19 protein-coding genes are annotated in these 21,653 nt (G+C 64.5%); 15 read left to right on the forward strand and 4 right to left on the reverse strand.

Annotated features, from left to right (window positions below; translation table 11 throughout):
- Window positions 1–552: 552 nt before the first annotated feature.
- From ACTU46_RS15685 to ACTU46_RS15705, 5 genes are all read left to right on the forward strand, one after another.
- Entirely contained in the window at window positions 553–2,022 is a 1,470-nt protein-coding gene (locus ACTU46_RS15685) for a GntP family permease (RefSeq protein ID WP_443383691.1), read from the forward strand.
- 77 nt (window positions 2,023–2,099) lie between these two features.
- Window positions 2,100–3,380 (forward strand): CaiB/BaiF CoA transferase family protein, encoded by a 1,281-nt coding sequence (locus ACTU46_RS15690; RefSeq protein WP_443383755.1) that lies wholly within the window; start codon window positions 2,100–2,102, stop codon window positions 3,378–3,380.
- On the forward strand, window positions 3,377–4,327 hold the full coding sequence (locus ACTU46_RS15695) for a hydroxymethylglutaryl-CoA lyase (protein WP_443383694.1): 951 nt from the start codon (window positions 3,377–3,379) through the stop codon (window positions 4,325–4,327). Before ACTU46_RS15690 ends, ACTU46_RS15695 begins: the two co-directional genes overlap by 4 nt.
- Before the next feature lie 2 nt (window positions 4,328–4,329).
- A complete protein-coding gene (locus tag ACTU46_RS15700; RefSeq protein WP_443383697.1) occupies window positions 4,330–5,319 on the forward strand; it encodes a 2-hydroxyacid dehydrogenase in 990 nt (329 codons plus the stop codon).
- Entirely contained in the window at window positions 5,316–6,317 is a 1,002-nt protein-coding gene (locus ACTU46_RS15705) for a glycerate kinase (RefSeq protein WP_443383700.1), read from the forward strand. Before ACTU46_RS15700 ends, ACTU46_RS15705 begins: the two co-directional genes overlap by 4 nt.
- Here ACTU46_RS15705 and ACTU46_RS15710 read toward each other — a convergent pair.
- On the reverse strand, window positions 6,314–7,111 hold the full coding sequence (locus ACTU46_RS15710; RefSeq protein WP_443383703.1) for an IclR family transcriptional regulator: 798 nt from the start codon (window positions 7,109–7,111) through the stop codon (window positions 6,314–6,316). The genes ACTU46_RS15705 and ACTU46_RS15710 overlap by 4 nt on opposite strands.
- A 443-nt stretch (window positions 7,112–7,554) precedes the next feature.
- Complete coding sequence (locus tag ACTU46_RS15715; protein ID WP_443383706.1) at window positions 7,555–7,857, reverse strand: hypothetical protein; 303 nt, start codon at window positions 7,855–7,857, stop codon at window positions 7,555–7,557.
- Between the two features lie 586 nt (window positions 7,858–8,443).
- Between ACTU46_RS15715 and ACTU46_RS15720 the strand changes: the two genes are divergently transcribed.
- Window positions 8,444–9,445, forward strand: coding sequence for a 2-hydroxyacid dehydrogenase (locus ACTU46_RS15720; RefSeq protein WP_443383709.1), 1,002 nt, complete (start codon window positions 8,444–8,446; stop codon window positions 9,443–9,445).
- Window positions 9,446–9,489: 44 nt separating this feature from the next.
- Here ACTU46_RS15720 and ACTU46_RS15725 read toward each other — a convergent pair whose 3' ends face one another.
- Window positions 9,490–10,680 carry an MFS transporter gene (locus tag ACTU46_RS15725; RefSeq protein WP_443383711.1) on the reverse strand — a complete coding sequence of 397 codons (1,191 nt, stop codon included), beginning with the start codon at window positions 10,678–10,680 and terminating at the stop codon, window positions 9,490–9,492.
- Window positions 10,681–10,815: 135 nt separating this feature from the next.
- On the opposite strand from ACTU46_RS15725, the gene ACTU46_RS15730 reads away from it, so the two are divergent.
- From ACTU46_RS15730 to ACTU46_RS15745, 4 genes are all read left to right on the forward strand, one after another.
- Complete coding sequence (locus tag ACTU46_RS15730; protein WP_443383714.1) at window positions 10,816–11,754, forward strand: nucleoside hydrolase; 939 nt, start codon at window positions 10,816–10,818, stop codon at window positions 11,752–11,754.
- 125 nt (window positions 11,755–11,879) lie between these two features.
- Window positions 11,880–12,644 carry an ECF transporter S component gene (locus ACTU46_RS15735; protein ID WP_443383717.1) on the forward strand — a complete coding sequence of 255 codons (765 nt, stop codon included), beginning with the start codon at window positions 11,880–11,882 and terminating at the stop codon, window positions 12,642–12,644.
- Window positions 12,641–13,327: an energy-coupling factor transporter transmembrane component T family protein gene (locus tag ACTU46_RS15740; RefSeq protein WP_443383720.1), complete on the forward strand. Its 687-nt coding sequence runs from the start codon at window positions 12,641–12,643 to the stop codon at window positions 13,325–13,327. Before ACTU46_RS15735 ends, ACTU46_RS15740 begins: the two co-directional genes overlap by 4 nt.
- Window positions 13,324–14,409: an ATP-binding cassette domain-containing protein gene (locus tag ACTU46_RS15745; protein ID WP_443383723.1), complete on the forward strand. Its 1,086-nt coding sequence runs from the start codon at window positions 13,324–13,326 to the stop codon at window positions 14,407–14,409. Before ACTU46_RS15740 ends, ACTU46_RS15745 begins: the two co-directional genes overlap by 4 nt.
- Window positions 14,410–14,646: 237 nt before the next feature.
- Here ACTU46_RS15745 and ACTU46_RS15750 read toward each other — a convergent pair whose 3' ends face one another.
- Window positions 14,647–16,029, reverse strand: coding sequence for an FAD-dependent oxidoreductase (locus ACTU46_RS15750; RefSeq protein ID WP_443383726.1), 1,383 nt, complete (start codon window positions 16,027–16,029; stop codon window positions 14,647–14,649).
- Window positions 16,030–16,695: 666 nt separating this feature from the next.
- Here ACTU46_RS15750 and ACTU46_RS15755 point away from each other — a divergent pair.
- From ACTU46_RS15755 to ACTU46_RS15775, 5 genes are read left to right on the forward strand one after another with little or no spacing between them, the layout of a single operon-like run.
- Window positions 16,696–18,384 (forward strand): nitrite/sulfite reductase, encoded by a 1,689-nt coding sequence (locus tag ACTU46_RS15755; RefSeq protein ID WP_443383729.1) that lies wholly within the window; start codon window positions 16,696–16,698, stop codon window positions 18,382–18,384.
- A complete protein-coding gene (locus tag ACTU46_RS15760) occupies window positions 18,381–18,635 on the forward strand; it encodes a hypothetical protein (RefSeq protein ID WP_443383731.1) in 255 nt (84 codons plus the stop codon). Before ACTU46_RS15755 ends, ACTU46_RS15760 begins: the two co-directional genes overlap by 4 nt.
- Before the next feature lie 6 nt (window positions 18,636–18,641).
- A complete protein-coding gene (locus tag ACTU46_RS15765) occupies window positions 18,642–19,445 on the forward strand; it encodes a phosphoadenylyl-sulfate reductase (protein WP_443383734.1) in 804 nt (267 codons plus the stop codon).
- On the forward strand, window positions 19,442–20,356 hold the full coding sequence (gene cysD / locus ACTU46_RS15770) for a sulfate adenylyltransferase subunit CysD (protein ID WP_443383737.1): 915 nt from the start codon (window positions 19,442–19,444) through the stop codon (window positions 20,354–20,356). Before ACTU46_RS15765 ends, cysD begins: the two co-directional genes overlap by 4 nt.
- Window positions 20,356–21,642, forward strand: coding sequence for a sulfate adenylyltransferase subunit 1 (locus tag ACTU46_RS15775; protein ID WP_443383740.1), 1,287 nt, complete (start codon window positions 20,356–20,358; stop codon window positions 21,640–21,642). The genes cysD and ACTU46_RS15775 overlap by 1 nt, the downstream gene beginning before the upstream one ends.
- Window positions 21,643–21,653 lie beyond the last annotated feature (11 nt).

A 21,653-nucleotide genomic window follows, 5' to 3' on the forward strand; every position in this document is an offset into this window, starting at 1 on the left:
TTGGCCTGATTCTCGAGACCTACCCTTCATGCCAGGAGTTTCTGGCCGAGGAGTGGCATGCCGGGGCCCAGTAGCTCAGTTGAGGATCTCAATTTCTGGCCGTTTCTGGTATGTGACATCAGGCGTCGGCTCGGCAGGCGTCTTAAATCCGATATTCGGCCAGGGGTGAGCCGCGGCCCAGGTGTTCCGGAATCTGCTGTTTGGGGTCTGACAATTAGGGGGTACGCGGCGCGGGGTCATCTTCCCTCGCCGCGTTTTCGGCTGCGTTGGGCATGCTCCGGGGACGGCGGCATACGGCCTCCTAGATATTCGCGAGCGCCCTGATACGGGGCATGGTCCCCGCATTTCCCCTGCTTCGGGGAAGTTTTGCCGGGAAATGCATCCTTGGGCCAGTGGTCCCACCTCCGCTGCACGCGCAGTGACATGGCTCACATTTGAAATGAGCTATGGCTCACTATGTGAGTTAATGCTAACGTCGTGAGTCACACGCTCAATTGGAAGTGAGGCGCACCACAGGATTGTGGGTGTCTCTGAGGAAGAAGGAGACCGCTCATGGCGGACTGGCAAATCCTCTCGATCACCGCTGCGGTGATCGTGGGAATCGTTCTTATGATCGTCAAACTGAGAATCAACCCTGTGGTCTCCCTGGTGACTGGTGCCATGGTCCTCGGGCTGGCTACGGGCCTAGGTCCGGCCGTAACCACTGAAACTGCCATGCAAGGCTTCGGCGACATCATGTTTGAGGTCGGTCTGCTGATCGCCTGGGGCGTGCTGATGGGCTCGATCCTCAACGAGACCGGCGCGATCCGCCGGCTGGTGGATACCCTGTTGCGGGTCTTCGGTCCACGTGGTGTTCCCTATGCCTTGGGGTTGACCATCGGTGTCGCACTGCAGTCCATCTTCCTTGATGTGCTGCTGGTGATGAGCGCCCCGCTGGCTCGTCGAATGGCCCCTCACCTGGGCAAGTTCGGTATCGCCAAGATGGCCACCGCGATGGCTATCAGCCTGGAGTGCGGCATTGTCCTCATGGTTCCGGGTGTGGCGTCTCTGGCCCTGGCTGGCCTGCTCGGTGTGCCGCTGGGCAAGATGATGATCTTCGGTTTCATCGTCATCGTCCCCACCATCATCATCTCCATCGCGATCATGAACTTCTTCATCCACCGTGGTCTGTGGAACACCGAACTGGACCAGCAGGTCATCGATGAAACCGATGAAGCAACCGGCGGTTCCGCTACCTCCACGGATCGCGACGGCGGCACTGACGGCTCCGGTGGACCCGCCCCGGTAGAGCAGGAGGAAGGCCTCATCGATGGCCACGGCAGCCGCATCGGTCTACTCCCGCACAAGGTGGACCAGCGCGCTGAAGCAGAGGAGAAGGAACCGAGCCTCATCCTGATCTTCGCCCCGATGTTGACCGCATTGTTCCTCATCGCCACCGGCGCCATCCTCGAGATGGCTGGCGTGACCCACCCGGTCATCGAGTTCCTGTCCGCCCCGGTCGTCGCACTGCTGATCGGCCTGCTGGGTACCAGCTACGTCGCCCGCTACACCATCGGCGGCGAGCGGGTGGAAAAGGCAGTGGTCGACGGTTTCCGTGAGTCCGGCCAGATCCTGATCCTCACCGGTGCCGGTGGCTCCCTGGCCGCCGTGATCGCAGCCAGCGGAATGGGCGATGTCCTCGGCCAGTACTTCACCGCAGGTTCCTTCGCACCGCTGCTCACCGTCTGGGCGATTGCCGCCCTGCTTCATATCGCCGTCGGCTCCGTGACCATCTCCGCGATCACCGCGGCGGGGCTGCTCGCCCCGGTGGCCTCCCAGATCGGGTTGGACCCGGTGCTGCTGGCCCTGGCTGCCGGCTCCGGTTCTCTTTTCCTGGTGCATGTCACCTCGAACACCTTCTGGCTGCTGCAGTCGATGCTCGGCCAGACCACCCGCGGCACGCTGAAGTCCTGCTCGCTCGGTGTCTCGGTGGCCTCGGTGGTGGCCCTGGGCTGCACCATGGTTCTCGGACTTTTCATCTGATACCGCAGTAGAAACCCGCACAAAGCTTCCACACCGTACTTTTCCCGAGAGGATCTTCCCCCATGAACGAACACGCCATGACCGAACACGACACGACCGAACACGACACGACCGAGCACATCCCCCAGCCGCTGGCCGGTATCCGCGTCCTGGAGCTGGGCAACTATATCGCCGCTCCCACCGCCGGCCGTCTGCTCGGCGATTTCGGCGCCGAAGTCATCAAGATTGAGCGTCCCGGTACCGGTGATGAGCTGCGCAACTGGCGGCTATATAAGGGCACCACCTCAATGCTCTTCCGCACCATTAACCGCAATAAGAAGTCGGTGGTGCTGGACCTGCGTTCCGAGGCCGGCAAGGAAGCCGTCAAGGCCCTGGTCGCGGAGTGTGATGTGCTGCTGGAGAACTTCCGCCCCGGCACCCTGGAGCGCTGGGGCCTGGGTCCGGAGGTGCTCAATGAGATCAACCCGGAACTGGTGATCAGCCGGATCTCGGCCTTCGGCCAGACCGGCCCGCTCTCGCATCGCCCGGGTTTCGCGGCCGTCGCCGAGGCCTTCAGTGGCTTCCGTAACCTGGTCGGCGACCCGGATCGGGCGCCGGTCCGCGTCGGGGTCTCCATCGGTGATTCCATTGCCGGCCTCTACGCCGCCTTCGGGGTGGTGATGAGTCTCTACCAGCGCGAAGCCGCCCGCCCGGAGGGGGAGCGCCGGATCGAGCTCAAGGACCGGATCATTGATGTGGCGCTGCATGAGGCCATGTTCTCCATGATGGAGTCTCTGATCCCGGATAACCAGGCCTATGGCATCGAGCGTGAGCGGGTGGGTGGCCGGATGGAGGGCATCGCCCCGACCAACGCCTATGTCTGCGGTGACGGTGCCAGCATCGTCGTCGCCGGTAATGGCGACTCGATCTACCAGCGCTATATGGAGGTCATCGGCCGCCCCGATCTGGGTGCGGACCCGGACCTGCAGAGCAACGCCGATCGCTGGGAGCGTCGTGAAGAACTCGATGCCGCCATCGGCGAGTGGACCGCCGGCCGCACCGCCGCGCAGGCCCTGGCGGTGCTCGATGATGCCGGGGTTCCCGCCGGCCCGATCTACACCGCCGCAGATATCGGCGAGGACCCGCAGTACGCCGCCCGCAACATGATCCAGAAGTTCGATGTCTCCACCGGCGAGGAAGTCCTCAGCGATGTCGGCTTCCCGGGCATCGTGCCCGTGATCGGGGAGAAGTCCCTACCCATCCAGAATCTCGGCCCTGACCTGGGCGAGCACAACCAGGAGATCCTCGGCGGTCTCCTCAACTTCAGCGCCGAGAAGATCGCCGAAGCAACCGCCACCAAGGAGCGCGTGAACGCATGAACACCCACACCTTCAACCCCGGAGCCCAGCTCCGCGATGTCACCCTGCGCGACGGATTGCAGCTGACCGGCAAGGTCCTGTCCACCGAGGACAAGGTCCGCGTCGTCCGGACCCTGCTGCGCTTGGGGGTGCCCGAGATCGAATTGGGTTCCATGGCCCGGCCGGACCTGGTTCCCCCGATGGCCAACACCCTCGAGGTGGTGGCGGCACTGACTCCCGAGGAGCTGGAAAAGTGCTGGATCTGGGTGGCTACCCCGCGCCATATCGCCAAGGCCGCCGCCGCCGGTGCCCGCAACTTCCAATACTGTCTCTCCGTCTCGGACGCGCATAATGAGGCCAATATCGGGCGCACCACCGAGGTCAGCCTGGCTGCCCTGCCCGAAGCCATCGAGCTCACCCAGGGTGTCAACGGCCGGATCCAGCTCTGCCTGGCCACCGCCTTCACCTGCCCCTTCGAAGGTCAGATTGATCCGGAGCGGGTGCTGGCCATCGCGCAGGATCCCCGCGCCGCTGGCTGCGAGGACATCGTCATCTGCGACACCCTCGGCCAGGCGGTACCCGCGCAGGTCTCCGAACTGATCTCCCGGGTCAAGGCGGAGACCCCGGCGCGCCGCATCGTTTTCCACGGCCATGACACCTGGGGCCTGGGTGTGGCGAATACCCTGGCGGCGATCACCGCCGGTGCCACGCTTGTCGACGGCGCGCTCGGCGGCCTCGGCGGCTGCCCGTTTGCGCCCGGTGCCAGCGGAAACACCGCCAGTGAGGACCTTCTCTTTGCCACGCAGCCGGTGTGGCTCAACCCGGCGACGTTCGCTGAACTCGTTCACCTGTCCGAGGAGCTGCTGGCTGAGCTCGGCGAGCAGAACCGTTCCAAGGCCGCCCAGGGCGCACGCTCCAAGGCGACCGCCTTTGAGTGGGTCACCCCGATTCTGGAGAATGCCCGATAACCATGACACCCCGATTCCTGGTCACCACCCCGATCCCCGGCCCGGGCCTGGCCCTGCTCGAAGAAGCGGGCACAGTCACCGTCCTCCCGGCACCGCCGAGCTATGCGCAGCTGCGCGAGCTGACCGCCTCCGGCGATTTCGAGGTGGTGCTCACCCAGCTCCGCGATCAGATTGACGCGGATCTCCTCGCTGCCGCCCAGCTCAAGGGCGTGTCCAACTACGCCGTGGGCTACAACAATATCGATGTGGCTGCGGCCACGGCGCAGGGTATCCAGGTGGGCAATACCCCGGGTGTGCTTACCGACGCCACCGCCGACATCGCCTTCGCCCTCCTGCTCGGCACCGCTCGCCGGGTGGTCGAAGCGGACCAGTTTGTCCGGGACGGCAGCTTCCACGGCTGGGAACCGGAGATGCTGCTGGGCAAGGACCTCAGCGGAGCGACGCTCGGCCTGGCGGGCTTCGGGCGGATTGCCCGGGCGGTGGCCAAACGGGCCCTCGGTTTCGGCATGGAGATCATCTTCGCCCCGCGCCCGCCCGCGCACCGCGAGGTCAGCCAGGCGGAACTCGGTGAGTTCGCCGGCAAGGTGGTGCAGGTCAAGTGGGAGGAACTGGTGGAGCGTTCGGACTACCTCTCGCTTCATGTGCCGCTGACCGAGCAGACCACCCATCTGGTTGATGCTCCGGTGCTGGCGAAGATGAAGTCCAGTGCGATTTTGATCAATACCGCCCGTGGCCCGGTGGTGGATGAAGCCGCCCTGGTCGCTGCCCTGAAATCCGGGGAGATCGCCGGTGCCGGGCTGGATGTTTTCGAGCATGAACCCGCCCTGGCCACGGGCCTGGCGGAACTTAAGAACACGGTGCTGCTGCCGCATATCGGCTCGGCCACCGTGCCGGTCCGGGCGGAAATGTCGCGCTTGAGTGCCCTGAATGCGATTGCCATGGCCCAGGGGGAAGTGCCCCCGCACCTGGTGAACCCGGAGGTAGGTTCATGAAAATCCTGATCGCCCCGGACAGTTTCAAGGGCACCTTCACCTCCTCGGAGGTCATCGCGGAGATCAGTGTTGGCGTACGGGAGGTCGGCGCCACCCCGATTCCCCTGCCGGTGGCCGATGGCGGCGAAGGTACCTATGAGGCACTGTGTGCGGCCCTGGAGGCAGAGCTCATCGAGGTACCCGCCACCAACCCCTGGGGTGGGGAGATCACCGCGAGTTTCGGGCTGAGCGATACCGGGCTGGCGATTGTGGAATTGGCCCAGGCCAGCGGTCTGAATATGCCGCACGATGGGCCCCGGGATCCGGTCACCGCCAGCACCTATGGCACCGGCCAACTGATCGCGGCTGCCGTACAGCACGGGGCCACCGAGATTCTGGTGGCGGCCGGCGGCTCCGCCACCACCGACGGTGGTGCCGGCGCCGTGCAGGCGATCCAGGATGTCGGCGGGTTAGGGGATGCCCGGATCACGGTGCTCTCTGATGTGGAGACCACCTTCGTGGACGCCGCCCGGGTATTCGGCCCACAGAAGGGGGCGGACGCTGCGACCGTTGAGCTGCTCACGCGGCGTCTTCGGGACCAGGCACGCCAGTTTCCCCGGGATCCCAGCGGGGCACCTCGGACCGGTGCCGCCGGTGGATTCTCCGGTGGTCTCTGGGCCCATTTCGATGCTGAACTGGTCTCCGGGGCGGATCGCATCCTGGATGTGGTGGGTTTCGATGAGCAGCTCCGCGGGGCGGATGCCGTGGTGGTCGGGGAGGGGCGGCTGGATTCCCAGACTGGGCAGGGCAAGATTATCGAGGCGATCCTGCGGCGGGTCCGGATGGCTGACCATGAGGTCCCGGTGTTCGCGGTGGTGGGTTCCGTGGCCGCTGATCTGGGGGATTATGCGGATAACTTCGCCGAGGTGATCATCGCCAGCGATGCTCCCGCCATGCGGGAGGCTGGCGCGGTGGTGGGATCGACGGGGCGTCGAGAAGCGTCTGTGCTGGGAGGCTAAGAGAAGGACTCATCGGGGAGTCGGCCGCCGATCAACCGGGTCATCCGCTCGGCGGTGGAGAGCAGATCCTCGACCCACCCCTGGCAGACCTCATAGGGCATGCGCATCGTCGGGCCGCTGATCGTCACCGCACCGACCGCCGTACCGGTGGAATCAAACACCGGGGCCGACATCCCGGAGGCGCCATCCTCGCGCTCACCGGTGGTGATGGAAAACCCATCGCGACGGGTCCGCTTCACCGCCGCCTCCAGCTCCTCGGGGGAGGTGATGGTGGCCTCGGTCAACGGCTGCAGCGGCGTGTCCTTGACCTTCTGCAACAACTCAGGATTCCAGGCCAACAACACCTGACTGGCCGAACCCGCATAAAGCGGCAGAATCGCACCCACCCGCATCGCCCGCCGCAGCGTATGACGGGTCTCCGCCATCGCCACACACACCCGGTACTCCTGCTCCGGACGGAAGAAACACGCCGTCTCCCCGGTGAGATCCCGCAGCTCCTTGAGCAACGGATTGAAAAGATCAAGCACCTCGACACCACGGGTCGCCGGCGCCGCCCAATACGCCATCTTCATGCCGATGCGGAAAGAATCATCCTCCCGATCCAGGAAACCCTGGGACACCAGATTGGTCACCAGCCGCTGCACCGTCGACGTCGGCATCCCCGTGGCCTCCCGGATCTCACTGAGCGAGAGTGTGGGGCGGGTCAAGGTGAAAGCATCCAGAATGGCACTGATCTTGCTCAGCACCAGCAAGGGCTTCTGCGGGGCCGTGGACGGCTTCTCATTCGTGCTCATGCTTGAGAGGTTAACCCACATGGTGGGTTTGGCGTGGGGGTGTTGCCTGGCTGACTTGGTTGGCTTGATGCTGGCTAGGACTCTGACCTGGCTCTGACCTGGTTCTGGCCTGGCTGACCTGATGCTGGTTAGGGCTCTGACCTGGTTCTGGCCTGGCTGACCTGATGCTGACCTGGGGTTTGACGTTTAGGTCTCGANCCTGGTTCTGGCCTGGCTGACCTGATGCTGGTTAGGGCTCTGACCTGGTTCTGGCCTGGCTGACCTGATGCTGACCTGGGGTTTGACGTTTAGGTCTCGAGGATTGGCCCAATGACTCTCTGGGGAAGGTCATTGGCGTGATTCTCGAGACCTACCCTTCATACTGGGCGAAAGGGAAAGCGGCACGGGACAAGATGTCCCGTGCCGCCTTCAGCTCTCGTATGAGGCTTATCCCGCAGGGGATATTAGAGGTTGGCCTCGACGCCAGTCTCCAGGCCGATCTCCAGCTCGTTCTCGATGCTCGGGGCCTCAGGAGCCGCCGGAGCCTCAGCAGCGGAGGAACCAAAAGCAGCGATTGCGGCCTCAATGTCAGCCTGGATCTGGGAGGTCCCGGTGACCGGGGTCTCGGTCTCCACAGTGGCGGTGTTCCCACCGAACAGGTTGAAGCCCTGGGCCCAGAATTCTGCGGCGGTCTGCAGGCCGGTGTTGATGCTCTGGCCGAGTCCTTCGAAGTTAACGAGAGCGTCCTGGTAGATGGCGATATCCATATAAAAATCTCCTTTTGGGGTACCAGTCGTTAACTGGTGTGGTCTTCTGGTTGTGTGACACCCGCTCAGGATGTCGTATCACCTATCTTGGCGTTGATTCCGCTGCTCGGTCAAGGAAAGCATTCCGGGGAGATTGTGCGCTTCCATCCCGTCTTTTTATGATCCTCCTGTTAGTTTCCTGTACCTTTGCCCTTTGAGAAATTGCTTACCTGCGGCGAATTTTTTGTGGGGGAACCGGCGGGGGTGAGGGGGCCTGTAACAGTGTGCGGACCACGTGCAATGAACGAGGGCACCCCTATACGGGACCCTCTCCCAAGTGCCCCTTTTTGGGGGTAGGGATTGGCGGGGTGAGGGGCTGGCGGTGCACCCGTCCATGTCGGCGAAGAGCGTAGCTGGTGACTGGGCAGCGGATCTGGCAGAGGTGTGGAAGCTCAGTCATTCGGGATTTTGTGCGCGGACCTCAGCTGCGACCACCGGCCCTCCAACCCCCTTCAACCTTCCCGCCACTTCGGCTAGTCTGGCCGCAACACCAAAGCACACCGAAATCGCAACACCAAAGCCGAGTTCCTGTGAGAAGTGAGACGCCATGACTGCACGTTTCCTGGTTACCACCGATATCCCCGGCCCGGGACTTTCCCTCCTGAAGGACGCAGGCGAGGTCACTCTCCTGCCTGAGCCGCCGAGCTATGAGCAGCTGCGCGAGCTCACCGCCTCCGGTGACTATGACGTGGTGCTCACCCAGCTCCGTGATCAGATCGATGCGGATCTCATCGCCGATGCCCGTATCAAGGGGGTATCCAACTACGCCGTGGGTTACAACAACATCGATGTCCTCGCTGCCACCGACTACGGCATCCAGGTGGCTAATACCCCGGGCGTGCTTACCGACGCCACTGCCGACATCGCCTTCGCGCTGCTCCTGGCCACCTCCCGACGCATCGTTGAGGCGGATCAGTTTGTCCGGGACGGCAAGTTCCACGGATGGGAGCCGGAGATGCTGCTGGGCAAGGACCTCACCGGGGCGACGCTGGGCTTGGCGGGCTTTGGCCGGATTGGCCGGGCGGTGGCAAAGCGGGCTCTGGGCTTCGGCATGGAGATCATCTTCGCCCCGCGCCCGCCGGCGCACCGTGAGGTCAGTCAGGAGGAGCTCGGTGAGTTCGCCGGCAAGGTCACCCAGGTGCGATGGGCGGAGCTGGTCGAGCGTTCGGATTATCTCTCACTGCATGTGCCGCTGACCTTGCAGACCCAGCACCTGGTGAATGCCAAGGTGCTGGCGAAGATGAAGCCCAGCGCGATTCTGATCAACACAGCGCGTGGCCCAGTGGTGGATGAAACCGCCTTGGTCGATGCCCTGAAGTCCGGCGAGATCGCCGCCGCCGGTCTGGATGTCTATGAGCAGGAACCTGCCCTGGCTCCGGGCCTGGCGGAACTCGAAAACACCGTGCTGCTGCCGCATATCGGTTCCGCCACCGAGCCGGTGCGCGCCAAGATGTCCGAGATCAGCGCCCTGAACGCGATCGCGATGGCGAGGGAAGAGGAGGCGCCGCACTCGGTGAACCCGGAAGTCTTCAACCTCGGGGATCAGTAGAAGTACACCGCCGCGCCCCTGAGGGCGGCGCCGCCCTGCAGCCCCTAACCCCGCCGGGCCATCAACCCCGCCTGGACCGCCACCACCACAAACACCAGCCCCGCTAACCCGGGCATGCCCGCCAGCGCGAGCATCGGGCCAGCGAGCAGACCGCCGGTGGCCCCGGCGAGGTTCATCACCAGGTCACTGCGGCCCTGGGCATGGGCGCGGTGGCGGGTGGGGGTGGCGTCGTTAAGCAGTGCGGAGGAGCCGATGAGGGTGGAGTTCCAGCCCAGGCCGAGCAGAATCATCGAGGCGATGACCGACCACTGCGGCTCCGGCCACAACACCAGAAGCAGGGCGGCGGCCAGGAGCATGCCGAAGCCGAGGAAGATGCTCAGGCGGCGGCCGAATTTATCGGTGAGGAAACCGAAGAGCGGGGCCAGCGCGTACATGCCCGCGATGTGCAGACTGATGGTGAAACCGATGATCGTCAGGCCCGCGCCGTGGCCCTGCATGTGGACGGCCGCCATGGACATCATGCCGACCATGGCGAAATGTGCGATGGCCACGGAGATGATGGCGCGCCGGGCCAGGGGAGTCAGCGTTGAGCTGGTGGTGTCCGGCGAGGTGTCGCGGGCGGGTTTGAGGCCCTTCGGCAGGGTGAACCGCCAGACAATGATGGCGATGAGCTGGCCAAACAGGCAGAGCAGGTAGGCGCCGGCGTGTTCCTCCAGGCCGATGGCCCGGCTGAAGTCCGCGCTGGGGGTGAAGAGGTTCGGGCCGGCGATCGCGCCGATGGTGGTGGCCCAGACCACGAGCGAGAGGTCGCTGCCGCGGGTCTTTTCATTGGCCACATCGGTGGCGGCGAAGCGGGCTTGGAGGTTGACCGTGGTCATCGCCCCGAGGAAGAGAAAAGCGATCAGGACCACGGGGAAGAGGCTGAGTTGGGCGCCGAGGATGGCCAGCAGTGCGCCGAGACAACCGAAGAGCATGCCCGTGCTCAGCGAGATGCGGCGGTCATATCGTTGCACCATCCGGGCCAGCGGCACCGCGAAGATGGCGGCCCCGATAGTGGTCAGGGTGGCGGCCGAGCCGCCCCAGGCCGGGCCGGCTAGCGAAGCCGCCAGCAAACTACCCATGGAGAGCGTGATGCCATTGGAAAGGCCGATCATCACCTGGGCGAACATCAGGCCGGTGAGGACCCGGCGGCGGTCCGGGTGGATTTCTGTTGGCACGGTGGCCGGGTTGTTCATGAGTGTTGAGTTTAGGGTTTGGGGTGGTGTTTTGGCACTGGGCGGCGAGCCAGCTCGGGTGGGTGACAGTGAAACGGGGGATGGCGAGGTGCGGCTGTCCAGGTGGGAGAGCACCCCCTCGCTTAAGCTCGTCTCATGATCTCCGTGCTCATCGACTGTGACACCGGCATCGACGATGCCCTCGCACTGACCTACCTGGCGGCCCTCCACCATGAGGGCACGATCCAGTTGGTCGGCGCCAGCACCTCCGCCGGCAACGTCGATGTCATGCAGGCTTCCGCGAATACCCGCTGGGTGCTTGACCGCTGCCACCTCTCGGAGGTTCCGGCCTATCCCGGTCGGCGCGGACCCAGCAAGGTTCCACTGGTGACCACCCCGGAAACCCACGGATCCTATGGGCTCGGATATGTGAAACCCATGATGCTGGCGCAGATCGGGGGTTGGCGGGAATTGTGGCGCAGTAGCCTCCGCAACCACCCGGATCTCCGGCTGATCGTGACGGGGCCGGCCACCAACCTTGCGGACTTCGGGCCGGTTTCCAACACCACGCTGATGGGTGGGGCCTATGACTACCCGGGCAACACCACACCCACCGCAGAATGGAATAGCTGGGTGGATCCGTATGCCGCGCGGGAGGTATTCGCGCAGGCCATCGACCCAATCACCGTCTGCTCACTGGGGGTGACCGAGCAGTTCACCCTCGACCCGGTGCTGCTCAAAGAACTTGTCGACGCCCTCGGGATCACCCCGATCGCACGTTTCCTCCCGAATATCCTGCGCTTCTACTTCGAGTTCCACCAGAACCAGGGGGAGGGCTACCTCGCGCAGATCCATGACCTGCTGACCTGCATGATCGCCCTGGACCGCATCCCCTACAAGACGGTGGACGTCCACGTCAGCGTGGCAGCGGAGGACGAGAAGCTGCGCGGCACCACCACCACCGCTGAGCTAGCTCGTGGCGGCCAGACCAATGCCCGGCTGGTCTACAGCGTGGACATCCCGGCCGCGCGAGCGGAACTGCTGCGTGCCGCGCGGGTGCTGGCCAAGGTGTCGGAGGAAAAGCTCACTTCCTGATCCCCACTCCCAGCGATATACTCAACCCCTGAATTCCTGAGCTCGGCCCGAGGTGACATAGGGCGGAGCTCCCCGCCTCCGAAGCACCTGCGATCAAGGGTGCACCCATGAAGGGTTTTCACCGCATGTCACAACTCTCTGGATACTCGATCCCTCAGCGCCTACTCATCGGCCTCGGTGGTCTGCTCATCGCCGCCACCTGGCTTTATCTGGTGCTGGTGCGCCCCACCGACTGGGATTCCGTCGGTGGTTCCACCGAAGCACTGATCACCCTCGGCGGCTATGTCGGCGGCACGATTCTGCTGCTCATCGGAGTGCTCCCGAATCTTCCCGCCCGCACCATCGCGATCATCCCGGTGGCGCTGATCCTCAACATCCTCATCGGCCAGGTGGTCGGCTCCATCGGCGTGCCGCTCTACCTGGATGCGGTGGGAACTGTGCTGGTGGCAGCACTCGCCGGACCCCGCGCGGGCCTGGCCACCGGTGCGCTGAGCTCGGTGGTGTGGGCGCTGTTCAACCCGCTGGCCCTGCCCTTCGCCGCTGGTTCCGCGCTCACCGGCTGGTTAGCGGGGGTGGCGATCCACCGTGGTGGCTTCCGCAATATCTTCCTGGCGTTGCTCTCGGGCGCGATGATCGGTCTGGTGACCGGCGCGGTCGCGGCACCGGTGGCGGCCTTCGTCTACGGTGGCACCGCCGGAGTGGGTACTGGCGCGATGGTCAGTCTCTTCCGCGAGATGGGTAATTCCTTGATCGCCTCGGTGACCTGGCAGTCCTTCATCTCTGATCCACTGGACAAGGCGATTGTGCTGGCCCTGGTCTTCCTGGTGGTCAAGACGCTGCCCCGGAAAACCCGGCGGGCACTGGCCCCGAAAGTAGTCAGTGCTGAATGACTAACCCGTTGACTTGGTTGATGGCCGCTATGAGCACCTGGATTCTGGTGCTCGGGGTCAATCAACCTAGCCTGAGCGTGACGGTCCTGGTGGTGGCACAGCTGATCGCGGTTCTGCAGCTGCGCAGCCTGGCGGTGCCCGCCGCAACGCTGGCCTTGGCCATCCCGGTGGGTTTGTCGATGCTCCTGGTCCACGCCCCCTTCGGAACGGAGCCGCTGTTCTGGGTGGTCACCTTGGACGGGTTGCAGACCGCCGGGGAATTGTCCCTGCGCTTTGTGGCCCTGATGTCTGCCTTCCTCACCGCCGCAGCCGCGATCACCGTGCCGGAGCTGGCCAAGGCGGCGCAGGGACACCGCTGGTTGGGATCCCGCCTGGCGTATATTCTCGGCTCCGCGGTGCAGCTGCTGCCGCAGGGCCGCGATGCCCTGGCGGCGGTGCGTGACGCCAATAAACTCCGTGGCCGCCCGGTGCGTGGTCCCGTCAAAGCACTGCGTTTTGTGGCGGTGCCCCTGATCACCACACTGCTCACCAACGGCGCCGCCCGCGCGATCCCGCTGGAGGTGGCGGGCCTGGATCGTCGGGGCCCGCGCACCGTGCTGCGTCCGGTGCCGGATCCCATGAGCGAAAAGCTCCTGCGCTGGCTGCTGCCCCTGGCCGCGGTCGGGGTGGTCCTGTGGGGGTGAGACAACTGGTCGGCGCCTCCGGTTCCGGACTGACCCGCCAGCTGACCTCCCGCTATGAGTCGAACCCGGAGGCCGTGATGCTCACCGCCGACCCCCGCGCACATCTGACCTACCTCCGCGATACCGTGGCGGAGGAACTGGCCTTTGGACTGGAGCAACGCGGGGTCTCCGCGCCGGAGATGCAGCGGCGGATCCGGGAGATCGCCGCCGCCCTCGACCTGCTCGACCTCCTCGAGCACGCCCCGAACCAGCTCTCCGGTGGGCAGACCCGACGCCTGGCCATTGGCACGGTGCTCATCCTCGATGCCCCTCTGGTGCTTCTCGACGACCCCTTCGCCGGCCTGGACCCACACTCCCGGACGCTGCTGGCTTCCTTCTTGCTCAAGTTGGATGCTGAGGTGGTGGTGGCCGGCCACCGGACCTGGTTGCCGAATGTCCCGACGGAATACCTTGGTGAGGCAGCTGCGGATGTCTCCTTTCCTGCCCAGGTCATGCCGCGAGGTGGAAGTATCCGCTTTGCCGGTGTGGCGGGCCAACGGGGTAGGAATAAACGCCGGTGGTGGCAGTCCCGCGGGCCACGTGCCAGCGGATTCAGCGTCGGACCGGTCGACCTTGAGGTGCCCCGGGGCGGAGTGCTGTGGTTGCAAGGACCCAATGGCTCGGGAAAATCCACCCTGCTGCGGGCGATGGTCGGACTCGATGGTGCCGCGCCACCTTCATATCGAATTGGCTTGATGCTCCAGGACGCCGAGGATCAGGTCATCGACGTGGACACCGCAGCGATGGTGCCCGATGCCGGACTGCGGGAGCGCTTCGGACTAGATGGTGGGGAACATCCCCTGGATCTGAGCCAACGGGGCCTGCGGCTGGCACAATTCGCCGCGGAACTGGCCCGGAGCTCCGAGGTTCTCCTGGCGGATGAACCCGATGTGGGGCTCGATCGCGCCGGAAGGAGTGCGTTCCACCACGGGTTGGCGGACTATCTCCAGGGCGGGGGAGCGTTGGTGCTCTGCTGCCATGATGAGGAGTTTGTGGCCGAGGTGGGGAAGTACGCGGCAGTGTCGGTGGTTTCGGTGGCTTGATGGTCCTGGTGGTGGGGAGTGCAGGACGGTTCGGGGTGTTCTGTGCACGGGAAGGTCTGAGGCGTCCTGCATTCGGTACGCCGGACCTCGACTGGGTGAGGTCCCACACCTCGGTGTGAGGAGTGCAGGACGGTCCAGCCAGTTTTGTATCCAAGATGGCTTAGACCGTCCTGCATTCGGGACGCCGGACCTCAAGACCGACCCTAATAAGGTCGCCCCGATCTCAACTGCGATCAATTACTGCGCGTGCACCGGCACCGCTTTGGCATGCTTGACCATTTCTTCCCAGTCGACGATCTTCTTACGCTCGCGGCCTTCCGGCTCACCGAGCTCGCGCTCGGCGGCGTCGAGGCGGTACCAGCCTTCCCAGGTGGTGTAGGCGATGCCGCGATCGTCGAGAAGCTCGATGATGGCGCCCTGCTCGGGGCGGGCGGGGGCGGTGAGCTTGCCGGCGGCGGCGTCGGCAAGCAGCATGTCGGTGGTTTCGCGGGCGTCGGATTTGGTGTTGCCGATCAGGCCGATCGGGCCGCGCTTGATCCAGCCGGTGGCGTAGAGCCCGGGGATTTCTTCGACGCCGGCATTGTCCAGGACGTGGCCGCCATCGTTGGGGATGACGTTGCGCTCATCGTCGAAGGGGACACCGGCGATGGGATCGGACTTGTAGCCCACGGCGCGGTAGATGGACTGGACGGGCCAGTCGGTGAAGTTGCCGGTGCCCACGACGCCGCCCTTGCCGTCGAGCTTGGTGCGCTCGGTGCGCAGGCCCACAACCTGGTCGTTCTCGGTGAGAACCTCGACCGGGGATTCGAAGAGGTGGATCTGCAGGGTGTGCGGGGCGTCCTTCGGCTCGCGCATGGCGTAGCCCTCGAGAATCTGGCAGACCAGGTCCTGGGACTTGGAGGCGCGGCGGGCTTCCTCGGAGGCGGCGTCGTAGTCGATGTCCTCGGGGTCGACGACCACGTTGATGGTGCCGGAGTGGTCGAGTTCCTTGAGCTCCTGCGGGGTGAACTTCACCTGGGCGGGGCCCCGGCGGCCGAAGACGTGGACGGTCTTCGCCTGGTTTTTGGCCAGGGACTCGTAGACATTGTCCGGGATTTCGGTGACCTTGAGTTCCTCGCCGGTCTTGGCCAGGATGCGGGCCACGTCCAGGCCCACATTGCCCACGCCGATCACGGCAGCGGACTCGGCGGAGAGATCCCAGGAACGTGCGAAGCGCGGGTTGCCGTCGTAGAACCCGACGAACTCGCCGGCACCCCAGGAACCTTGGGCCTCGATACCGGGGATGTTGAGTTCGCGGTCGGTGACGGCACCGGTGGAGAAGACCACGGCGTCGTAGTACTGGCGCAGCTCCTCGACGGTGATGTCCTTACCTACCTCGATATTGCCCAGCAGGCGCAGTTGCGGCTTGTCCAGCACGTTGTGCAGCGACTTCACGATGCCCTTGATGCGCGGGTGATCCGGGGCGACGCCGTAGCGGATCAGACCGAAAGGTGCCGGCATCTGCTCAAAGAGGTCGACGTGGATATCCAGGTCGGACTTGATGAGGAGGTCGGAGGCGTAGATGCCGGCGGGGCCGGCACCGATGACGGCGACGCGCAAGGGGCGGGAAGTTTCAGTCATGACTGCGTTTTACCTTTCGGAACATTCTTTGGTGGGGTGCAGCGCAGGCTGCGGATTCTCAGGGGCAGGTTCGAATATGTGGCTGGTGCGGTAACTGATGCTGCAGGTGAGGTTCATCAATGATCGGCTGGGACTTTCAATGTCCCCAACTTGATTCAACAATTTCTGTCAGCGGCGTATTTCCCTCGGCGGTGGTGCCAGTAGCGGAACCGGTCCAGCGGCCGACCTCAACAGCCGGGGGAATCGCAGTGGTGCAAGGATCATAGACCGCTTGGTCTGGAAAGCTATCATCGATTTAACCGGATTCCAAGACTTTGGCGGGATTATATTCATGATTAATTCCCGATAGCATACCGGTCTGTCTATTTTATTCAGGCCGAATATTCACAATAGGGCCAGTTCAATGTGCCTCTGGTTGAACTAATTAGCCCACCCTAAAGTATCCGGTGTGAAATTAAGTCTTGTGGCAGACCGCTCGGTACGGATAGATTCTTGGGCAGTCGCCATCCTCTGCGGAGGATGCGGAACCCTGGCAACATCAGCTGGAACACACTTCGCCAGGGCAACACAGCAAGACACGGATAGACAGTTCAGTACGAACCTGGCGCGGCCCTTAACCGGGATGCACCAGGCCACAGCGAAGAGAATTTGAGTCAAGGAGCAGTCATGTCACCCACTACGGTCGTCCCGGAACGTGCAGCTCGGCCTGCCCGCGCCAAGAAGCCGGAGGGCCAGTGGAAGATCGACGGCACCACTCCGCTGAACCGCGATGAAGAGGTCAAGCAGGAGGATCCGGCGCTCAACGCCAAGCAGCGGGTCATTGATACCTACTCCAAGGAGGGGTTTGACTCCATCCCGGAGGAGGATGTCCTCAAGCGCTTCAAGTGGCTGGGCATCTACACCCAGCGCAAGCAGAACCTGGGCACCGAGCACACCGGGCAGATGGAGCCCTACGACCTCTCCGACAAGTACTTCATGATGCGGGTGCGTTTCGACGGCGGCATGGCCTCCCCGGAACGACTGCGCGTGGTCGGCGAGATCTCCCGGGACTACGCCCGCGGCACCGCCGACTTCACTGACCGCCAGAACATCCAGCTCCACTGGATCCGGATCGAGGATGTGCCCACGATCTGGGAGAAGTTGGAATCCGTCGGACTGAGCACCCTGATGGGCTGCGGTGACGTGCCGCGCGTGATCCTCGGTTCCCCGGTCGCCGGCGTCGCCGTCGATGAGGTCATCGATGGCACTCCCGCGATCGAGGAGATCCAGCGCCGCTATATCGGCACCGATGAGTTCCAGAACCTGCCGCGTAAGTTCAAGTCCGCCATCTCGGGCAACCGTCGCCAGGACGTCACCCACGAGATCCAGGATGTCGCCTTCATCGGCAGTGAGCACCCGGAGCTCGGCCCCGGTTTCGAGGTCTTCGTCGGTGGTGGCCTGTCCACGAACCCGATGCTCGCGCAGTCGCTGGGTGCCTGGGTTTCCCTGGCACAGGTACCGGAGGTCTGGGCCGCAGTGGCCGGGATCTTCCGTGACTACGGCTTCCGTCGCCTGCGCAACCGCGCCCGCCTGAAGTTCCTGGTCGCCCAGTGGGGCGTGGAAAAATTCCGGGAAGTTCTCGAGGACGAGTACCTGGGCTACGCATTGGCGGATGGTCCGCACCAGCCGATCAACCCGGGCAACCGGGACCACATCGGCCTGCACAAGCAACGCGACGGCAAGCTCTACCTCGGCGTGAAGCCGACGGTGGGGCACACCACCGGCGAGCAGCTGATCGAGATCGCCGGCATCGCCGAGAAATTCGGCATTGAGCGGATCCGCACCACCGCGGACAAGGAACTGCTCTTCCTGGATCTGACTGCGGAGATCGTCCCGGAGCTGGAGGCGGAACTCTCCGCCATCGGCCTCTACCCGCGTCCCAGTGAGTTCCGCCGCGGGATCATCTCCTGCACCGGCCTGGAATTCTGCAAGCTGGCGCACACCACCACGAAGGCCCTGGCCATCGAACTGGTGGATGAACTGGAGGAGCGCATCGGAAATCTGGACACCCCGATCAGTATCGCGCTGAACGGCTGCCCCAACTCCTGCGCCCGCACCCAGGTCTCCGATATCGGCTTCAAGGGCCAGACCGTCACCGATGAGAACGGCGAAAAGGTGGAGGGCTTCCAGGTCCACCTCGGTGGTTCCATGAGCCTGGACCCGAACTTCGGCCGCAAGCTCAAGGGACACAAGGTGCTGGCCAAGGATGTCGGCGAGTACGTCTCCCGCGTGGTCGGAAACTTCCAGGCGGAGAGCAATGAGGGCGAGCTCTTCCGCGAATGGGTACAGCGTGCGCCAGAGGAACAGCTGCAGTGAATTTCCGCCGCAAGCCGAACCCGAACCGGAATCACCCGCAGTACTGCCCCTACTGCGCCGGTGAGGATCTCTACCCGGATGAGGAGGGCGAGTTCGCCTGGAGCTGCCAGGAATGTGCCCGGGTGTTCTCGGTGATGTTCCACGGGCAGAACGATTCCCAGCACCAGCCGAACCCGTCCCTGTCCACCAATGATGCGTTGCGGGCCAGCCTGGCCCGCAAGGAAGCTTCGAAAGCCGGAGAGGCGAAGTAGCACACCATGACTTTCACCCAGTTCAATGCCCTGAAGTCCCCAGGCGCCCAGCCAGGTGCCGCCGGAACCACGGATCCCGAGATCAGCCCAGCCGGGCCGAGCAGCACCACGCCGCTGGACCCGGATGTCGCCACGCGCAATGCCGAGCTCGTCGCGGAGTGGGCGGACAAGCTCTATGACGCTGACGCCGCGACGATCCTGGCCTGGGCCGCCGAGCACGTCCCGGGCAAGGTCGCGGTGACCCTCTCCATGGAGAACACCGTGCTGGCCGAGCTTGCGGCGGCGCACCTGCCGCAGGCGGATTTCCTCTTCCTGGACACCGGCTACCACTTCGCGGAAACCCTCGAAGTAGCACAGCAGGTGGACAAGCGTTACCCGCAGGAGCTGGTCACCGCGCTGCCGATCCTGCCCCGCCGGGAGCAGGACTCGATCTACGGGCTCAACCTCTACCGCAGCAATCCGACGGCCTGCTGCCGGATGCGCAAGATGGAACCGCTCGCGGTGAACCTCTCGCCCTATGCGGGCTGGGTGACCGGGCTGCGTCGCGCGGATGGGCCGACCCGGGCCCAGGCGCCGGCGTTGAGTCTGGATGCCACCGGCCGGTTGAAGATCTCCCCGATCATCACCTGGTCGTTGGCGGAGACCGAAGAGTACATCGAGAAAGAAGAACTGATCATCCACCCCCTGACCAAGCAGGGGTACCCCTCCATCGGGTGCGAAACCTGCACCCTGCCCGTCGCCGAGGGTGAAGACCCCCGGGCCGGCCGCTGGGCCGGTTCCACCAAGACAGAATGCGGACTGCACTCATGACCACTGCCATTGAATCAGTACTTAGCCCTCACCTGAAGGACCTCGAGAACGAGTCCATCCACATCCTCCGCGAGGTGGCCGGCCAGTTCGACAAGATCGGCCTGCTCTTCTCCGGCGGCAAGGACTCCGTCGTCGTCTATGAGCTCGCGCGCCGGGCTTTTGCACCGGCCGCGGTTCCCTTCGAGCTGCTCCACGTGGACACCGGTCACAACTTCCCCGAGGTCCTGGAGTTCCGCGACAACCTCGTCGAGCGCACCGGTGCCCGGCTGCGCGTGGCCAAGGTCCAGGACTGGATCGACCGCGGTGAGCTGCAGGAACGCCCCGACGGCACCCGCAACCCGCTGCAGACCGTCCCCCTGGTGGAGACCATCGCCGAGCAGGGTTATGATGCCGTCCTCGGCGGCGCCCGCCGTGATGAGGAGCGCGCGCGAGCCAAGGAGCGCGTGTTCTCGGTGCGTGATTCCTTCGGTGGTTGGGATCCCCGCCGCCAGCGCCCCGAGCTGTGGACCCTCTACAACGGTGGCCACCTCCCGGGTGAGAACATCCGGGTCTTCCCGATCTCCAACTGGACCGAGGCGGACATCTGGGAGTACATCGGTGCCCGCGGCATTGAGCTGCCCCCGATCTACTTCTCCCATGACCGTGAGGTCTTCGAGCGCGACGGCATGTGGCTCACCGCCGGCGAGTGGGGTGGGCCGAAGAAGGGCGAGGAGCTCGTCACCAAGACCGTGCGCTTCCGCACCGTGGGCGATATGTCCTGCACCGGTGCCGTGCTCTCGGAAGCCAGCACCATCGATGATGTGATCGCCGAGATCGCCACCTCCACGCTCACCGAACGTGGAGCCACCCGCGCTGATGACCGACTCAGCGAATCCGCCATGGAAGACCGCAAGAAGGAAGGCTACTTCTGATGACCGCCCCCACCCTCGACTCCGCCACCCAGAAACTCGCCCACCGCGAGACCCTGCGACTGTGCACCGCCGGCTCCGTGGATGACGGCAAGTCCACCTTCGTCGGTCGGCTGCTGCATGACACCAAGTCCGTGCTGGCAGATCAGCTCGCCTCCGTGGAGCGCACCTCCGCTGACCGTGGCTTCGATGGCCTGGACCTGTCGCTGCTGGTTGATGGCCTGCGCGCCGAGCGCGAACAGGGCATCACCATCGACGTGGCCTACCGCTACTTCGCCACCGACCGGCGTTCCTTCATCCTGGCCGACACCCCGGGCCATGTGGAGTACACCCGTAATACTGTCACCGGTGTCTCCACCTCCCAGGTCGTGGTCCTGCTGATCGATTCCCGCCACGGCGTGGTCGAGCAGACGCGTCGCCACCTCAATGTGGCCGCCCTGCTGGGCGTGCGCACCGTGGTGCTGGCCGTGAACAAGATCGACCTGGTTGATTTCTCCGAGGACACCTTCCGGGAGATCGAGGCGGAGTTCACCGCTGCGGCTTCCGTCCTGGGAGTGGAGGACGTCCGCATCGTCCCGATCTCCGCGCTGCTGGGCGATAATGTCGTGGAACCCTCCACCAACATGGACTGGTACACCGGACCCACTGTCCTCGAGATCCTCGAGACCGTGGAGGTCTCCCGTGGCCGCGCCCATGACCTGGGCTTCCGTTTCCCCATCCAGTACGTCATCCGCGAGCACGCCAGCGATTACCGCGGCTACGCCGGGCGTATCGACGCCGGGGAGATCGCCCTGGGCGATACCGTCCAGCTCGGTGAGGGACGCACCAGCACCGTGGCCGGCATTGACAGCGCCGACGGCCCCCTGGAATCCGCTGGTGCCGGCGAGTCCGTGGTCCTGCGCCTGGCCACCGATGTTGATCTGACCCGCGGTGACCTCATCGCCGGTGAGGATCGTCCCGCGGCGGTCCGCAGCTTCGAGGCCACCGTGGTGGGTCTTTCCGATCGTTCTCTCAAGGTCGGTGCCGCGGTCAAGGTGCGCTACGGCGCCCAGCTGATCCGTGGCCGCGTCAGCGCGATCGAGCGTCTGCTCGACATTGACGGAATCACCGATAGTGAGGCCCCCGAGACCTTCGGCCTCAACGATATCGCCCATGTACAGATCGATATCGCGGCTGAACTGCCCATCGAAAACTATGCCGCCCGTGGGGCGATCGGCTCCTTCCTGCTGATCGACCAGGGCAACGGCAACACCCTGGCGGCCGGCCTCGTCGGCCACCGCCTGCGCTAAGGAGAAATCGC

The sequence above is a fragment of the Corynebacterium sp. A21 genome (genome assembly GCF_052266655.1).
Lineage (GTDB): Bacteria > Actinomycetota > Actinomycetes > Mycobacteriales > Mycobacteriaceae > Corynebacterium.

What these genes read in the sequence shown, in the direction of transcription:
- ACTU46_RS15740 (WP_443383720.1), top strand. Translation starts at nt 12,641, where the DNA reads ATGACTAACCCGTTGACTTGGTTGATGGCCGCTATGAGCACCTGGATT.
- ACTU46_RS15725 (WP_443383711.1), bottom strand. Translation starts at nt 10,680, where the DNA reads ATGAACAACCCGGCCACCGTGCCAACAGAAATCCACCCGGACCGCCGC.
- ACTU46_RS15715 (WP_443383706.1), bottom strand. Translation starts at nt 7,857, where the DNA reads ATGGATATCGCCATCTACCAGGACGCTCTCGTTAACTTCGAAGGACTC.
- ACTU46_RS15690 (WP_443383755.1), top strand. Translation starts at nt 2,100, where the DNA reads ATGACCGAACACGACACGACCGAACACGACACGACCGAGCACATCCCC.
- ACTU46_RS15765 (WP_443383734.1), top strand. Translation starts at nt 18,642, where the DNA reads ATGACTTTCACCCAGTTCAATGCCCTGAAGTCCCCAGGCGCCCAGCCA.
- ACTU46_RS15735 (WP_443383717.1), top strand. Translation starts at nt 11,880, where the DNA reads ATGTCACAACTCTCTGGATACTCGATCCCTCAGCGCCTACTCATCGGC.
- ACTU46_RS15700 (WP_443383697.1), top strand. Translation starts at nt 4,330, where the DNA reads ATGACACCCCGATTCCTGGTCACCACCCCGATCCCCGGCCCGGGCCTG.
- ACTU46_RS15775 (WP_443383740.1), top strand. Translation starts at nt 20,356, where the DNA reads ATGACCGCCCCCACCCTCGACTCCGCCACCCAGAAACTCGCCCACCGC.
- ACTU46_RS15710 (WP_443383703.1), bottom strand. Translation starts at nt 7,111, where the DNA reads ATGAGCACGAATGAGAAGCCGTCCACGGCCCCGCAGAAGCCCTTGCTG.
- ACTU46_RS15750 (WP_443383726.1), bottom strand. Translation starts at nt 16,029, where the DNA reads ATGACTGAAACTTCCCGCCCCTTGCGCGTCGCCGTCATCGGTGCCGGC.
- ACTU46_RS15730 (WP_443383714.1), top strand. Translation starts at nt 10,816, where the DNA reads ATGATCTCCGTGCTCATCGACTGTGACACCGGCATCGACGATGCCCTC.
- ACTU46_RS15705 (WP_443383700.1), top strand. Translation starts at nt 5,316, where the DNA reads ATGAAAATCCTGATCGCCCCGGACAGTTTCAAGGGCACCTTCACCTCC.
- ACTU46_RS15755 (WP_443383729.1), top strand. Translation starts at nt 16,696, where the DNA reads ATGTCACCCACTACGGTCGTCCCGGAACGTGCAGCTCGGCCTGCCCGC.
- ACTU46_RS15695 (WP_443383694.1), top strand. Translation starts at nt 3,377, where the DNA reads ATGAACACCCACACCTTCAACCCCGGAGCCCAGCTCCGCGATGTCACC.
- ACTU46_RS15685 (WP_443383691.1), top strand. Translation starts at nt 553, where the DNA reads ATGGCGGACTGGCAAATCCTCTCGATCACCGCTGCGGTGATCGTGGGA.
- cysD (WP_443383737.1), top strand. Translation starts at nt 19,442, where the DNA reads ATGACCACTGCCATTGAATCAGTACTTAGCCCTCACCTGAAGGACCTC.
- ACTU46_RS15720 (WP_443383709.1), top strand. Translation starts at nt 8,444, where the DNA reads ATGACTGCACGTTTCCTGGTTACCACCGATATCCCCGGCCCGGGACTT.